Source organism: Pseudomonas sp. PSKL.D1 (genome assembly GCF_028898945.1).
Taxonomy (GTDB): Bacteria; Pseudomonadota; Gammaproteobacteria; order Pseudomonadales; family Pseudomonadaceae; genus Aquipseudomonas.
On record NZ_CP118607.1, the window covers coordinates 2,166,051 to 2,180,626 of the forward strand.

The 14,576-nt window shown below is 62.7% G+C and carries 18 protein-coding genes; 9 read left to right on the plus strand and 9 right to left on the minus strand.

What is annotated here, in order from left to right:
* Window positions 1-128 precede the first annotated feature (128 nt).
* From PVV54_RS09690 to PVV54_RS09705, 4 genes are all read left to right on the plus strand, one after another.
* Window positions 129-413, plus strand: a complete 285-nt coding sequence (locus PVV54_RS09690) for a hypothetical protein (RefSeq protein ID WP_274909706.1) — start codon at window positions 129-131, stop codon at window positions 411-413.
* A gap of 81 nt (window positions 414-494) precedes the next feature.
* The gene (locus PVV54_RS09695) at window positions 495-1,655 is read left to right on the plus strand and encodes a two-component system sensor histidine kinase NtrB (protein WP_274909707.1); all 1,161 of its coding nucleotides are present in this window, start codon (window positions 495-497) and stop codon (window positions 1,653-1,655) included.
* Between the two features lie 6 nt (window positions 1,656-1,661).
* A complete protein-coding gene (locus tag PVV54_RS09700) occupies window positions 1,662-3,107 on the plus strand; it encodes an ATPase domain-containing protein (protein WP_274909708.1) in 1,446 nt (481 codons plus the stop codon).
* Between the two features lie 13 nt (window positions 3,108-3,120).
* Complete coding sequence (locus tag PVV54_RS09705) at window positions 3,121-3,474, plus strand: response regulator (protein ID WP_274909709.1); 354 nt, start codon at window positions 3,121-3,123, stop codon at window positions 3,472-3,474.
* Window positions 3,475-3,533: 59 nt separating this feature from the next.
* On the opposite strand, the gene csrA is transcribed toward PVV54_RS09705, so the two are convergent.
* The 8 genes from csrA to PVV54_RS09745 form a co-directional block, all read right to left on the minus strand.
* The gene (csrA, locus tag PVV54_RS09710; protein WP_274909711.1) at window positions 3,534-3,731 is read right to left on the minus strand and encodes a carbon storage regulator CsrA; all 198 of its coding nucleotides are present in this window, start codon (window positions 3,729-3,731) and stop codon (window positions 3,534-3,536) included.
* 255 nt (window positions 3,732-3,986) lie between these two features.
* The gene (locus PVV54_RS09715; protein WP_274909712.1) at window positions 3,987-5,009 is read right to left on the minus strand and encodes a DNA topoisomerase IB; all 1,023 of its coding nucleotides are present in this window, start codon (window positions 5,007-5,009) and stop codon (window positions 3,987-3,989) included.
* A gap of 57 nt (window positions 5,010-5,066) precedes the next feature.
* Window positions 5,067-6,158 (minus strand): molybdenum ABC transporter ATP-binding protein, encoded by a 1,092-nt coding sequence (modC, locus tag PVV54_RS09720; RefSeq protein WP_274909713.1) that lies wholly within the window; start codon window positions 6,156-6,158, stop codon window positions 5,067-5,069.
* 1 nt (window position 6,159) lies between these two features.
* Complete coding sequence (modB, locus tag PVV54_RS09725) at window positions 6,160-6,840, minus strand: molybdate ABC transporter permease subunit (protein WP_274909714.1); 681 nt, start codon at window positions 6,838-6,840, stop codon at window positions 6,160-6,162.
* Window positions 6,840-7,598 carry a molybdate ABC transporter substrate-binding protein gene (gene modA, locus PVV54_RS09730; RefSeq protein ID WP_274909715.1) on the minus strand — a complete coding sequence of 253 codons (759 nt, stop codon included), beginning with the start codon at window positions 7,596-7,598 and terminating at the stop codon, window positions 6,840-6,842. Before modA ends, modB begins: the two co-directional genes overlap by 1 nt.
* A gap of 89 nt (window positions 7,599-7,687) precedes the next feature.
* On the minus strand, window positions 7,688-8,764 hold the full coding sequence (locus PVV54_RS09735; protein WP_274909716.1) for an NAD(P)H-dependent flavin oxidoreductase: 1,077 nt from the start codon (window positions 8,762-8,764) through the stop codon (window positions 7,688-7,690).
* 19 nt (window positions 8,765-8,783) lie between these two features.
* Entirely contained in the window at window positions 8,784-8,951 is a 168-nt protein-coding gene (locus PVV54_RS09740) for a hypothetical protein (RefSeq protein WP_274909717.1), read from the minus strand.
* 8 nt (window positions 8,952-8,959) lie between these two features.
* Window positions 8,960-9,262 (minus strand): DUF1883 domain-containing protein, encoded by a 303-nt coding sequence (locus PVV54_RS09745; RefSeq protein WP_274909718.1) that lies wholly within the window; start codon window positions 9,260-9,262, stop codon window positions 8,960-8,962.
* A gap of 161 nt (window positions 9,263-9,423) precedes the next feature.
* On the opposite strand from PVV54_RS09745, the gene PVV54_RS09750 reads away from it, so the two are divergent.
* From PVV54_RS09750 to PVV54_RS09760, 3 genes are all read left to right on the plus strand, one after another.
* Window positions 9,424-9,789 carry a hypothetical protein gene (locus PVV54_RS09750; RefSeq protein WP_274909719.1) on the plus strand — a complete coding sequence of 122 codons (366 nt, stop codon included), beginning with the start codon at window positions 9,424-9,426 and terminating at the stop codon, window positions 9,787-9,789.
* A 94-nt stretch (window positions 9,790-9,883) separates the two neighbouring features.
* Window positions 9,884-10,534, plus strand: a complete 651-nt coding sequence (locus PVV54_RS09755) for a c-type cytochrome (RefSeq protein ID WP_274909720.1) — start codon at window positions 9,884-9,886, stop codon at window positions 10,532-10,534.
* Window positions 10,531-11,439 carry a c-type cytochrome gene (locus tag PVV54_RS09760; RefSeq protein ID WP_274909721.1) on the plus strand — a complete coding sequence of 303 codons (909 nt, stop codon included), beginning with the start codon at window positions 10,531-10,533 and terminating at the stop codon, window positions 11,437-11,439. Before PVV54_RS09755 ends, PVV54_RS09760 begins: the two co-directional genes overlap by 4 nt.
* Here the strand turns inward: PVV54_RS09760 and PVV54_RS09765 are convergent.
* Window positions 11,387-12,334, minus strand: a complete 948-nt coding sequence (locus PVV54_RS09765) for a LysR family transcriptional regulator (RefSeq protein WP_274909722.1) — start codon at window positions 12,332-12,334, stop codon at window positions 11,387-11,389. The genes PVV54_RS09760 and PVV54_RS09765 overlap by 53 nt on opposite strands.
* Before the next feature lie 101 nt (window positions 12,335-12,435).
* On the opposite strand from PVV54_RS09765, the gene PVV54_RS09770 reads away from it, so the two are divergent.
* Window positions 12,436-13,515 (plus strand): extracellular solute-binding protein, encoded by a 1,080-nt coding sequence (locus tag PVV54_RS09770; protein WP_274909723.1) that lies wholly within the window; start codon window positions 12,436-12,438, stop codon window positions 13,513-13,515.
* 18 nt (window positions 13,516-13,533) lie between these two features.
* Window positions 13,534-14,499 carry an agmatinase gene (gene speB, locus PVV54_RS09775; protein WP_274909724.1) on the plus strand — a complete coding sequence of 322 codons (966 nt, stop codon included), beginning with the start codon at window positions 13,534-13,536 and terminating at the stop codon, window positions 14,497-14,499.
* Window positions 14,500-14,576 lie beyond the last annotated feature (77 nt).

The window sequence follows — 14,576 nt, forward strand, 5'->3', positions numbered from 1 at the left end:
GCTTTATAACCCATTGTTATAGTTGAGTCAACTCCAGCACCTATGATCAAGGGGTGAACCGGCGATTGACACGATGCTGTCATTAAGCCACTGTTGCTCGATTGATTGGATCCAATGGGTGCAGCGTCATGTCTGAAGGCCCGCTCGCCACAGAGCGTTCGCGTATCGTTCGGCCGAAACTGCTATGGCGCCTGCTGTTCGCTCAGGTGTTGCTGATGGGGGCATTTTTGTTCCTGTGCCTGATGTGCCTGGGCGGTTACCTGCTGATGCTGGGTTTTGACGCCGGCCACCCGCAGCCGCAACGCTGGATGGCGCTTGTGGGGGGTGGCCTGATCCTGCTCGTGGGCCTGTGGTTGTTGAAAGTGGCGATGCCGCGGCGAATCAGCCCGGTGCTGGTTGAGCGCGAGCGCTAACAAGTCGCTGCACGGGAAGCGCCAAACGCGTACTCTTGGCTAATCTCACTACCACCTACCTGCTGTGCCAGTGGAGTTTGCATGGTGTCAGCCGACTGCATCGACCAACCTGTAATGCCCGCCAGCCGCTATGAGCAGCTGGTGCAATCGGTGGTGGACTACGCCATCTACATGCTCGACCCGAGCGGCCGTGTGGTGTCGTGGAATCCGGGGGCCGAGCGCATCAAGGGCTACCGTGCCGATGAAATCATCGGCAGGCACTTTTCGCTGTTCTTCACCCCACAGGACTGCCTCGACGGGCGCCCCGAGCGCCTGCTCAAGCAGGCGCTGGAGCAGGGCGTGGCGCAAGATGAGGGTTGGAGGGTCCGCAAGGACGGGACGCAGTTCTGGGCGCTGGCTGCCCTGGATGTTATTCGCGATGAACATGGCCAGGTTATTGGCCTGGCCAAGGTAACGCGGGACATCACGGACCGCCGTGAGTCGGCGCTGCAGCTTGATGCCATGCGCGCCCAGCTGTTCCAGTCGCAGAAGCTCGACGCGTTGGGCCAACTGACCGGGGGCATGGCCCACGACTTCAACAACCTGTTGACCATCATCCTCAGTTCTGCGCGAATGGCGCTCACTGCGCCAGACCCCGCCCGGCGGCAACGCCTGATCGAGCATATCCTCGACGCAGGCCAGCGCGGCACCGAGTTGACCCAGCAGTTGCTCAGCTTTGCCCGGCACCGGCAACTGGACGTTACCTTGCTCGCGCCAGTGGATGTACTGCGTGCCACCTGTGGTTTGCTGGAGCACGCGTTGCCACGGGACATCGTGCTGCAGGAATGCCTGCAGCCGGATTTGCCCCTGATCGAAGTGGATGCTGGCCAGTTGCAGATGGTCTTGCTTAACCTGCTGTTCAATGCGCGCGATGCGATAGGTGAGCGCGGCACCATCAGCATTCAGGTTGACGCTGTTGAACTCAATGGCGAGGTGGAGGGGTTGCGAGGCACTCATGTGTGCTTTGCCGTGACCGACAGTGGTGCCGGTATCCAGCCGCAGGTGCTGGAGCGCATCTTCGAGCCCTTCTTCACCACCAAACCCTTCGGCAAAGGCACCGGCCTTGGCTTGAGCCAGGTCTACGGCTTCGCCAAACAAAGCAATGGCGCAATCAACGTGCACAGCAAGCTTGGCGAGGGTACCTGCATGCGCTTGTACTTGCCGGCCTGTCAACGCCAGGCAGATGACCAACTTCACAGGTAGGCAATTATGGTTCAGGCACTGAAGCGGCTGTTGACAGGTATCGAAGGGCTCGATGCGCTGCTCAAGGGCGGCCTGGTGGCAGGCGCCTCCTACATCATTCAGGGGGCGCCCGGTGCAGGCAAGACCATCCTTGCCAACCAGTTGGCCAGCAACCATGTGCGTGATGGCGGCCGGGTGCTGGTGGCCACCTTGCTCAGTGAATCGCACGAGCGCTTGTTCCAGTACCTGGCGACTTTGGACTTTTTCGACCCGACACTGGTCGGTGACCAGATTCAATTCGTCAGCGCGTTCGATACCCTGGAGCAGGAAGGCCTGGAGGCAGTGGTCAAGTTGTTGCGCCAGGAAATCGGCCGCCAGCAAGCAACCTTGCTGATAGTCGACGGTGTGCTCAATGCCCGGGTGCGTGCCGAAACGACGCTGGATACCAAGAAGTTCGTTTCAGAACTGCAAGGCCATGCAGCGTTTGCCGGCTGCACCGTGTTGTTGCTCACCAGCGCGCGGCTGGATGAAGGCAGCCCCGAGCACACCATGGTCGACGGGGTGGTCGAGTTGGGCGAGCAGTTGGTCGGCAGCCGTGCGGTGCGTCATGTGCAACTGCGCAAAACACGCGGTAGCGGGGCGTTGTCCGGCCGCCACGAATGCCTGATCGATGAAGCGGGGATGCACGTCTACCCGCGCCTGGAATCGTTGTACAGCCACCCCAGCCAACTGGGTTCGGCAAGTTTGCACAAAGTCTCCACCGGGGTCGCGACGCTGGATGAAATGCTGGGCGGTGGGCTGGCCACCGGCTCCGTCAGCCTGTTGATGGGGCCATCGGGCATCGGCAAGACGTCTTTGGGCTTGGCGTTTCTGGGGGCCTCGAGCGCTGAGGCACCAGGCCTGCATTTCGGCTTTTATGAAACACCGGCACGGCTGAGGCTCAAGGCTGCATCGTTGGGCTACGACTTTGAGCGGCTCGAACGGGAGGGCGCGCTGCAGTTGTGCTGGCAGCCCACCACCGAGGGCCTGCTGGACCAGGTAGGTGCGCGCTTGCTGGCGCGTGTGGAGCAACTAGGCAGCAAGCGGGTGCTGATCGACAGCCTGGGTGCGTTCAGCCGCCTGGCGGTCGACCCCGCGCGGCTCAATGCGTTCTTCCGCGCGCTGGCAGGCGAACTTCGCGCCCGTGATGTCAGCGTCATGCTCACTTGGGAAATGCGCGACATCTTCGGCTCGGAAATCACGGCCCCGGCGCCGGATTTGTCGAGCATCGTCGATAACCTGATGCTGATGCGCTTTGTCGAGCTGGATTCGCAGCTACGGCGCATGCTATCGATTCTCAAAGTGCGCGACAGCCAGCATGACCCGGCCTTGCATGCGTTGCACATCGGCCCGCACGGCATCAGCCTGTCAAAAGCATTCGAGGGCGCCTGTGGCGTACTCTCGGGTACACCGGTGCCGCAAGGAGGCGGGTGAGCATGGCCACCTCATGAACACCATCCTCATCGTCGATGACGAGTATCTGATCGCCGATATCCTGGGCTTTGCCCTGGAGGACGAAGGTTTTTTGGTGGAGAAGGCAAGCAACGGGCGCAAAGCCCTGGATGCGTTGAAAGAAAAGCGCGTGGAGCTGGTGATCACCGACTACATGATGCCAGTGCTCAATGGTGAGGAGCTGGTGATGGCCATTCGCAAGGAGTTGGAGCTGGCGGATTTGCCGGTCATCCTCATGAGCGGCGCCCAGGCCAGCCAAGGACGCCCCGAGCTGTTCGCCGCCGTATTCGAAAAGCCGTTCGACATGGATCAGATGATCAGCAAAGTGCGCGAACTGCTGAACATGTAAGGTCCAGCAGGCCAGCCTCGCTCAAGCGCATCCGTGCGGCCTGGAACGAGTTGCCTGGTTCAGTGTTGATCGCCGGACTTTTCCGGTGCCGGGGAGCCGGCCTGGATACGTTTGAAGATTTCCTCACGGTGCACCTGCACATCTTTCGGTGCATCGATGCCAATCCTCACCTGCATCCCTTTAACGCCCAGAATGGTGACTTTGATGTCATCGTTGATGACGATGCTTTCGCCAACCTTACGGGTGAGTATCAGCATGTAGTTCTCCTTGGTGATGTAGAAATCCGACAGGTCAGAATGCCTTATCGGTGGGAGCTTGTCCCTCTTCCTTCTCATTAAAGACGCTTTCGGCGGATAGTAATTCCCTGAAAGACAAATTCTGTTGCGTGTCTTTAGTTGCAGGTGCCGAAGTCAGTACGCACTAAACGTATCGGCGAAGGTGCTCGGTGGCAAGAATAGGGGGCTTCGGCCTGTAAGGGAAATTTCTGTGCATGATGGCGTGGATAGTCGGTATCAATCAGCCGCCGTTTCCTCAAGGGCTTGCAGAAACAACAGCAACGCCACCTCCTCAGGGTCCAGCCCCTTGCGCACCCTTCGCCCCGGCAGTTCGGCAAGGCGCCCCAGCGCATAGTGCTCGATGACTGCCGGGTGAATGTAGCACCGCCGGCAGACAGCAGGGGTGTTGCCCAGCCGCGAGGCCACCTGTTTGACGATGGCCGCAACCTGGCGTTTGGCTTCGCTCTCTGGCTCCCAGGCCAAGGGTTTGAGCAGGCTTAACGCCAGGCTGCTGCCGGCCCAGGTGCGGTAATCCTTGGCGGTAAAGTCGGCGCCGGTCAGTTGCTGCAGGAACTGGTTCACTTCACTGGAGCCAATGCTGTGCCGTTGGCCGTCGTCGTCCAGGTACTGGAACAGCGCCTGGCCCGGCAGCTCCATGCAGCGCTTGAGCAGGTTGGCCAGGCGGCGGTCGCGCAAGGTCACATTGTGTTCCACCCCACGCTTGCCACGGAACTGGAAGCGCACCGTGCTGCCTTCGACTTTCACGTGGCGGTTGCGCAGGGTGGTCAGGCCGTAGGACTGGTTGTCGCGCAGGTAACGCTGGTTGCCGATGCGAATGAGCGTGTGGTCCAGCAGGCTCACCACCAGTGCCATGACTTTTTCCCGGTCCAGGCCGGGCCGGGCAAGGTGCTGCTCCAACTGCGCACGCAGCTTGGGCAGGGCCTGGGCAAAGGCCAGCATGCGGCTGTATTTGTGCCCGTCGCGCAACTCGCGCCATTGCGGGTGATAGCGGTACTGTTTGCGCCCGCGGGCATCGCGGCCGGTGGCTTGCAGGTGGCCTTGCGGGTCGGCGCAGATCCACACATCGGTGTAAGCCGGCGGGATTACCAATGCGGCAATCCGTGCCAGCGTTTCGCTGTCGCGGATACGCTGCCCGTCAGCATCGAGGTAGATGAAGCGATCCCGCCAGCGGCGGCGGGTCAGGCCGGGCTGGCTGTCATCAACGTAGTGCAGGGTTGGGGGCAATGGGCAGTCGAGCATTGGCGGCTGGCCTCGATCAGGTTACTGATCAATGGACAACAGCCAATCGCGGGATGCTCAGCCCAACAGCGCCACCGATTTGATTTGCGCGTACAGCGCCTGGCCCGCGTGCAGGCCGAGTTGGTCGGCCGAAAAGCGCGTAACGCGAGCCAGCAACGCGTTGCCGCCAGCGTCCAGGCTGACCAGCACATGGGCCGGGTTGTCCGCAGGGCGGGTTTCGCGCACACGTACCGGCAGCCGGTTGAGGATGCTGGAAGTGCTGTCGGCCGACAACGCCAGGCTGACATCGCGGGCCTGGACCTTGACCCGCAAGGTGCTGCCCATGCTGTGGGCCGGGTGGGCAATTCTGAGTACAGCCGCTTCGCTGCCTGGCAGGCGCAGGTCGAGCAGGTCGTAATGTGGGTCGTGGCCGACTACCAGGCCTTCGAACACCACACCGGCGTCTTCGCCCTGAGCCAGCGAAAGGTCAAGGCGCGCCAGGGTTTCGCCAATCGGCCCGCTGGCCATGGCACAGCCTTGTTCCAGCAGCACAAGATGGTCGGCCAGCCGTGCCACTTCGTCCTGGGCATGGCTTACGTACACCACGGGGATGTCCAGTTCGTCATGCAAGCGCTCAAGGTAAGGCAGGATTTCGCGCTTGCGTGGGCCGTCCAGTGCCGCCAGCGGTTCGTCCATCAGCAACAACCGCGGGCTGCTGAGCAAGGCCCGAGCGATGCCAACACGCTGCGCTTCGCCGCCAGACAGAGTGGCCGGCTTGCGTGCGAGCAAATGGCCGATACCCAGCAGCTGGCAGGCTTGCTCAAGGCTGACTTTGCGCTCGCTCGCCGCGATGCGCCGCCAGCCGAACTCCAGATTGCCGCGCACCGACAGGTGCGGGAACAGGCTGGCCTCCTGGAAGACATATCCCACCGGGCGCAGGTGCGGAGGCTGGAAAAACCCGTTGGCGCTGTCCTCCCAGACCTCACCGTTAACCTCGATGTACGCGCTGGCCGCCCGCTCCAGGCCGGCCAGGCAACGCAGGCAGGACGTTTTGCCCGACCCCGAATGGCCGAACAGCGCGCTGATGCCACGGCCGGGCAGTTGCAGGTCCACATCCAGGGTGAAGTCATCACGCGCCAGCTTCAAGCGCGCCACGATCGATGCCGTCATATCAACTCCAGCCCGCTTTGCCGCGGCGCCCGGCATACAGCAACAGCAGCACCACGAACGAGAACACCAGCATGGCCCCGGCCAGCCAATGGGCCTGGGCATATTCCATGGCCTCGACGTGGTCGAAGATCTGCACTGAAACCACGCGGGTCTTGTCAGGGATGTTGCCGCCGATCATCAGCACCACGCCGAACTCACCCACGGTGTGGGCAAAGCCGAGGATGCTGGCCGTGATGAAGCCGGGGCGGGCCAGTGGCAGCACCACATGGATGAAGGTGTCCCACGGGCTGGCGCGCAGGGTGGCGGCAACCTCCAGCGGGCGCTGGCCGATGGCGCCGAAGGCGTTTTGCAGCGGCTGGACCACGAAGGGCATGGAGTACACCACCGAGCCGATCACCAGCCCCGTGAAGCTGAACACCACGGTGCCCAGGCCCAGTGCTTGCGTGGCCTGGCCGAGCCAGCCATGTGGGCCGAGGGCCAGCAGCAGGTAGAAGCCGATCACGGTCGGTGGCAGCACCAGCGGCAACGCTACCACCGCACCGATCGGCCCGCGCAGCCATGAGCGCGTGCGGGCCAGCCACCAGGCGATGGGGGTGCCAACGACAAGCAGAATCAGCGTGGTCAGGCTGGCCAGTTTAAGGGTCAGCCAGATCGCGCCCCAGTCGCTGGCATCCAGTGGCATCAGAGTTCGTAGCCGTAGGCTTTGATCACCGCAGCGGCTTTCGGGCCTTTGAGGTAATCGACCAAGGCTTTGGCTGCCGGGTTGTCCTTGCCTTTGTTCAGGATGACTGCGTCCTGCTTGATCGGGTCATGCAGTTCTGCCGGTACAATCCAGGCCGAACCGCTGGTGACTTTGCCGTCTTTGTAGATCTGCGAAAGGGCAACAAAGCCCAGCTCAGCGTTGCCGGTAGAGACGAACTGGAACGCCTGGGTGATGTTCTGGCCTTCGACAATCTTGCCCTTGGTGGCGTCGGTTAGCTTCAGCTTGTCCAGTACCTGGGTAGCGGCCAGGCCATAAGGCGCGGCTTTGGGGTTGGCGATGGACAGGTGCTGGTAAGCGTTTTTCTTCAGCACTTCGCCTTTGTCGTCGACATAGCCTTCTTTCGCCGACCACAGCGCCAAGGTACCGATGGCGTAGGTGAAGCGCGAACCCGGGACGATTTCTTTTTCCTGCTCCAGCTTGGCTGGGGTGCTGTCGTCGGCCGCCAGGAACACTTCGAAGGGCGCACCGTTCTTGATCTGCGCGTAGAACTGGCCGGTGGCGCCGTAAGCGGCGACCAGCTTGTGGCCGGTGTCTTTCTCGAAGTCTTTGGCGATGGCCTGGATCGGCGCGGTGAAGTTCGCGGCGACCGCGACCTGAACCTCGTCTGCCCAGGCGCTGTTGAGGGTGACAAGGCTAGCCAGGGCGGTGATGGCCAGGTGGGACAGGCGGATACGCATGAAGACAGCTCCTCGGTGGTTATCGTTATGTCGTGAACTATATAGCGATAAGCCACTGGTCTGGAAGGGGGGGCTGCAGGGTAAGCGTTTCAGCAGCCAACCCGTGCCAGAGCCTGCCGTGCGATCTCCCGCGTCAGTTGCTCGGCGGGCAGCTGTTTGCCCAGCCGCAGGGCCTGGCCGGCCCACAAATTGCTAAAATCGGCGTTGCCTTGCGGGTCGGTAATGGCCCGCAGCGGCATGAGGGCACCGCCTGCCAGCGGGAAGCGTGGCGCCAGGTCACTCATGGGGCCCAGTTCGCGCATGATGCGGTTGTTGATGCCGCGTGCCGGCCTGCCGGTGAACAGGTTGGTCAATGCCGTGTCGCTGGCCGCAGCGGTGGCCAGCGCATGCCGATGCGCCGGCGATACCCTGGATTCGGGGCAGAACAGGTAGGCGGTGCCGATCTGCACTGCGCTGGCCCCCAGTGCCAACGCGGCGATCAAGCCACGGTGGTCAGCGATGCCTCCGGCGGCAATGACCGGTAACTGCACGGCGTCGGCAACCTGCGGCACCAGGGCGAAGGTGCCAATCTGTGTGGTGATGTCGTCGCTGAGGAACATGCCACGATGGCCGCCGGCCTCAACTCCCATGGCGATGATTGCATCGCAGCCGTGGGCTTGCAGCCAAACGGCTTCTTCCACGGTGGTGGCGCTGGACAGCACCTTGGCGCCCGTCGCCTTGACGCGCTGCAGCAGCGCGGCATCGGGCAGGCCAAAATGGAAGCTCACCACTTCAGGGCGCACATCCTCTACCAGTTGGCAGCTTTGCTCATCGAAAGGGGCGCGGTTGGAAACCGGAGTAGGGGCGTCGAAGTCGGCACCCACTTCCGTGTAATACCGCTTCAGCGCCTGCTTCCAGCGGCCTTCACGTTCAGGGTCGGGCGCAGGCGGCTGGTGGCAGAAGAAATTGAGGTTCAGTGGCAGCCCTGGGCAGGCGGCGCGAAACACTTCGATCTCGCCACGTACCTGTTCACCGGTAAGCATGGCGCAGGGCAGGGCGCCCAGGCCACCGGCCCGAGCTACGGCAATGGCCATGGCCGAGCCGCTGGCGCCTGCCATGGGCGCCTGGAGGATGGGCAACTGGATGCCCAGCAGATCGAGAAGTCGACGGTCGGGCCAGTTGCTCATGCGCTGCTCCTTGGGGCTTTTACAGGGCTTTACTGACCTGGATGTCGCTGATCTTGTCGGCGTCTTCGCCGTGGATCTTGCGCAGGGCATCGAGCGCCTGTTCCAGAGACGCATCGGGCATCACGGCGAAGTCCCAGCGGCGCTGGCCGTCGAGTTTGTACTTGATGACGTATTTGGTGTTGGTCATGGCGGGGGTTATCCGAGTTTCGACGAAGAGCGGCGTACGATTTTGATCTTGTGGGTGAGCGCAGGCTTGCGCGTTACCGAAATCGGCCGGGTGGTCACGGTATCGATGGTGATGTTCCAGAAGCCGGTGCTGGGCACGGTGATCTTGGCTGGGAAGCGCTCGAAGTGGCCACCGTGGTAGGTGTGCCGGCCGCCGTTCTTGAAGCTGCGGAAGTTGGCGTCGTTCATCAGGCGGATGTTGCAGCGCTGAGAACACTCGATCACGACAATGTCGTCCTCGTTCAAGTGCTCGCGCTGGTGAATGAATTTCATGGGGGGCCCCGCAAGGTTGGGTTCAGCAAAGGCGAACGATACCACGATGTCACCATGCACTGCCGGGCGTGATGGCGCGCGGGTAGATAAATCCGCCAAACCACGGAGCAAAAACGCCTTTTCGTTGTCCTAGCAGGTTCGTGATAGCAGAGGTGCTGCAGATGAAGTCGATGGTAGCGGCGTTGGCCTTGGTAACGCTGGGTGGCTGTGTGAGTGTTTCAGAGCTGGAGCAGTCCCGCGAGACCCTGGATGTGATGTCTGGCAAGACGCCGCGCGAGTATGCCGATTGTGTCAAGCAAGGCTTGGCGGATACGCGAGACCCGCTGGTGGAAGAGCAGCTTGGCGAAAACGGCCTGCGCCTGATCGTGCCGCAAAAACTGACCTCGGGTGCCGGCCCGGCAGCGCTGGTGGACATTGACAAGCGTGGCAGCGGCAGCAGCATCAAGCTGCATGAGCGCCTCAACAACTTCCCCCTGCGCCTGGGCGATGTGCGCACGGTGGCCACCGAGTGCATCTCCGGCAGTTGACCTGGCTCAAATTGCGAATTGCCCTACAGGGCTAGTATCCATTTGCTTATGTTTTTTAGGCTTAAGCTTATAACAAAAGAAATGGAGATTCGTGATGTCCTCTTTGAGCCGCGTCGTGATCGGCAGTCTGCTGATCCTGGCCTGGCCAACGGTGCATGCTGCCGATGGCCAGAAAGTGTTCACCCAGGGTGGGGCCGACCCCGCCGCCATGGCCTGCCTGGGCTGCCATGGGCCGGACGGCAAAGGCATTGCCGCCGCAGGTTTCCCTCGTTTGGCCGGCTTGCCTGCCGGTTACCTCAGCAAGCAACTGCACGACTGGCGGGCCGGCACCCGCAAGCAGCCGGTCATGGGGCCACTGGCAGCAGCCCTGACGGATCAGGAAATCACGGCAGTCAGTGCCTATCTGGCGAGCCTGCCCGCTGACCCGGTGCCCGCCATCCACCGCCAGCAGATGGCGACCGATGCCATTACTCGCCTGGCCCTGTATGGCGACTGGAGCCGACAGATTCCCGGGTGTGTGCAATGCCACGGGCCGGGCGGCGGTGGTATCGGTGAGCATTTTCCGCCATTGGCCGGGCAACCCGCCGTATACCTGATGGCGCAACTCAATGGCTGGCGAAACGGTAGCCGCAGCAACGACCCCAACCAGCTGATGGTCGGCGTGGCCAAGGCCATGACTGACGATGAGATCAAGGCAATTGCCGAGTTCTTCGCCAAACCTGTCAGCGTGGAGGCACAGCCATGAGAGTTCTGGCGCCACTTGGCTTGCTGATGGCCATGGGCAGCGCACATGCCACGCCGATTGTGATGGAAGACCAGTCCCAACTGAATGCCCCCGCTGCCCGGGCTGCCCCTCGCTTCAACCCCCCGGCCGAAAGCGAATTGCCCGATAACGCCTTCGGCAAGATGGTCCGTGAGGGCCACGCGCTTTTCGTTGATACCCGGCGGCTCATGCCTGAAGCCGTGGGCAACGGCATGAACTGCAGCAACTGCCATCTTGACCAGGGGCGCCAGGCACATTCGGCGCCCCTGTGGGGGGCATACCCGATGTACCCGGCGTATCGAAAGAAAAATGACAAGGTCAACACCTACGCCGAACGCATTCAGGGTTGTTTCCAGTTCAGCATGAACGGCAAGCCACCGGCGGCCGATAGCCCGCAGATGACAGCGCTTTCAGCTTATGCCTACTGGCTTTCGGCAAGCGCACCTACGGGAGTGGCGATAGCAGGGCGTGGCTACCCTGAGGTGGCACAGCCCGAAGGCGGTTATGACTTCAAGCGGGGCCAGCAGGTTTACCGTGAGCAATGTGCGATTTGCCACGGCGCCAACGGCGAAGGGCAGAAAGTGGCCGGCGACTATGTAATGCCGCCGTTGTGGGGTAAGGATTCTTACAACTGGGGCGCCGGCATGCACCGGATCAACACTGCCGCGTCTTTCATCAAGTACAACATGCCCCTGGGCAGGCCAGGCAGCCTCAGTGACCAACAAGCGTGGGATGTGGCGGCCTGGCTGAACCGCCATGAACGGCCGCAGGACCCGCGGCTGGTGGAGGGCTCCATCGAGAAGACACGCGTGAAGTTCCACGCCGATGACGGGGTCAATCTGTACGGGCAGGAGGTTGATGGGGTGCTGATCGGGCAGGGCACGTAGAGGCGGGGGTAAACGCCCACAGCACATCTTCCACGAACGCCCGTTGCGCCTCGCCCGGTTCCCGCCCTCGGTGCCGGGCCAGTGTAAAGGGCACGGTGAAGTCCAGTTGCGGGTCCAGCGCCCGCAACTGGCCCTGTGCCTCCCAAGGGGCTGCGCAGTGGCACGGCAGAAAGCCGATATGCCGCCCTGACAGAATGAACGTCAGCACACTCTCGATCTGCTCGGCCGTCGCCAGGCAGCGCTGGCTCTGGAAGGGCTCCCCCCCTTTGAGAAAACGGTACGGATGGCGCACCTGGTCGGCCTCCAGCAACTGCTTGTGCGTCACTTCGTCAGCACGGAACAATGGGTGCTCTTTACCGCAGTACAGCCGTTGACGCTCTTCGAACAAGGGTTGGTAGTCAAACGCTGCCTGGTTGCCGGAGAAGTAGCTGATGGCGTAATCCAGGCGCTGCTCCAGCAACAACCGCTCCAGTTCCGCGGGCGGCGCACTGATCAGCTCCAGTTGCACGGCTTCATCCCGTTCACGAAAACGGGCAATGGCGCGGGCCAGGCGCAGGCTCACGCTGGTGTCCTGGCTTTCCGCCATGCCGACGCGAACCGTGCCCAGCAAACGCCCGCCCACGCCGTTGGCCTGCTGGCGAAACTGTTCGATGTTCAGCAGCAGGCCGCGGGTTGCCTGCAGCAGCAATTCGCCCTTTTCTGTCAGGCGAAACCCGCCTTTGCCACGGCTGCACAGGCGATAACCCAAGCGCGCCTCCAACTGCGCCATGCGCTGGCTGATGGTGGGCTGGCTTAGCCCGGCCACGCCCTGCGCGGCGCTGAAGCCACCGGCCTCGACTACAGTGACGAACAGCCGCAGCAGGTGCAGGTCAGGGTCATGCAGTTGTCCGAGCATCACATTGCTCCTGATGAATGTCAGCTTTCAAAAGTTGCCATTCTTGCAATGTAACCCGGCTGGCATGCTGGCGGCATCCACCCATTTGCCGAGGTGCCGTCATGCGTAGATCGTTGTGCCTGTTGCCGCTGATTCTGGCCTTGCCGCTGCAGGCCGAAGAAAAATTCGTGAATCTGTACAGTTGGGCTGACTACGTTGCCCCGCAAACGCTCCAACGCTTCGAGCGCGAAACCGGATACAAGGTGCGCTACGACACCTTTGACACCACTGAAGTGCTGGAAACCAAACTGCTTACCGGCGGCAGTGGCTACGACGTGGTGGTGCCATCGTCCACCGTGCTGGCCCGGGCGCTCAAGGCCAATGCGCTGCAGCCACTGGATGCCCAGGGTATGCCCGGCTACGCCAACCTCGACAAAGACCTGCTGGCCAAGCTGGCCGAGGCCGACCCCGGCAACCGCTATGCGGTGCCCTACACCTGGGGCACGCTGGGCCTGGCGGTGAATGTGGAGGCTGTGCGCCAGCGGCTGGGTGATGTGCCCCTCGACAGCCTGGACCTGTTGTTCAAACCCGAATACGCCAGCCGCCTGAAAGATTGCGGCATCGCCATGCCCGACTCCCCCCAGGAGGTCATCGGCCTGGCCCTCAATTACCTGGGCAAAGACCCATACAGCCAGAACAAGGCCGACCTCACGGCGGCGCAGGCCCTGCTGAGCCAACTGCAGCCCTCGATCAGCTACGTCGCCAACGGCCGGCAAATCAGCGACCTGGCCAACGGCAGCGTGTGCCTGGCCCTGACCTACAACGGTGATGCCGCCATGGCCGCCGACCAGGCCCGCCGCGCGGGCAAGCCGTTCGAGCTTATCTACCGCATCCCGCGCGAAGGCACCCTGGTGTGGCAGGACAACCTGGTCATCCCCAAGGACGCGCCGCACCCCGAAGCAGCCCGGGCATTCATCGCCTTCATGCTCAAACCAGAATCCGTTGCCGCACTGACCAACACCTTGTTCTTTGCCAACGCCAATCAGGCCGCAACCCCGATGGTCGATGACGCCGTGCGCAACGACCCGGATATCTACCCGCCGGGCAGTGTGCGTGAGCGCCTGTATGCCGACCGCAGCATGGCGCTGTCCGACCTGCGTCAGCGCAACCGGTTGTGGACTGCCTTCCGTACCCGTCAATAACCAGAAAGGAGCCAAACCGTGGAGCAAGCCTTCAGCAACGACCAGGCCATCACCCGCGACAGCCTGTATGGCACCGCCGCCGAAAGCACCTACGCCGGCATCACCAGTTTCTCCCGCCGGCGTTACAGCCGCGACCTGCGCGGTGTGGACGTGGTGGTCAGCGGTGTGCCGTTTGACACGGCCACCAGCAACCGCCCGGGCGCGCGCTTCGGGCCGCGGGCGATTCGCGCCGCGTCGGTGCAGCAGGCCTGGGCCCGCCATTGGCCGTGGGCGTTCGACCCGTTCGACCACCTTGCCGTGATCGACTATGGCGACTGCGCCTTCGACAGTGGCACGCCGCAGTCGGTACCCGACAGCATCGAGGCCCACGCAGAGCACATACTCGAGGCCGGTTGCGCCATGCTCACGCTGGGTGGCGACCATTTCATCAGTTACCCGCTGCTCAAAGCCCATGCCCGCCGCCATGGCCCGCTGGCACTGATCCACTTCGACGCCCACAGCGACACCTGGCCGGACGAGGAAGGCAAGCGCATTGACCACGGCACCATGTTCTGGCACGCCGCCCGCGAAGGCTTGGTGGACCCGTCCTGTTCGGTGCAGATCGGCCTGCGCACCACCAATGACGACAGCCAGGGCTTTGCCATCCTCGATGCCCGCCAAGTGCACCGCCAGGGCACCGAGGCCATCATTGCCGCGGTCCGCCAGCGCGTCGGCGAACGGCCGGTGTACCTGACCTTCGACATCGACTGCCTTGACCCTGCCTACGCGCCAGGCACCGGCACGCCGGTGTGTGGCGGGCTGAGCACGGTGCAGGCGCTGGAGATCCTTGGCGGCTTGCGCGGCATCAACCTGGTGGGCATGGACCTGGTGGAAGTGGCGCCGGCCTACGACCATGCCGACATTACCGCACTGGCCGGCGCCACGTTGGCCATGGAAATGCTGTGCCTCTACGCCGCACGGCACAAGGTCGATCGGCCATACTGAAACATCAGGAATCGCATTCACTCTTTTGCCGCGAACCCCTCGCGCCTTAGGCTATCCAACGCACAAGGCGCGCCTTT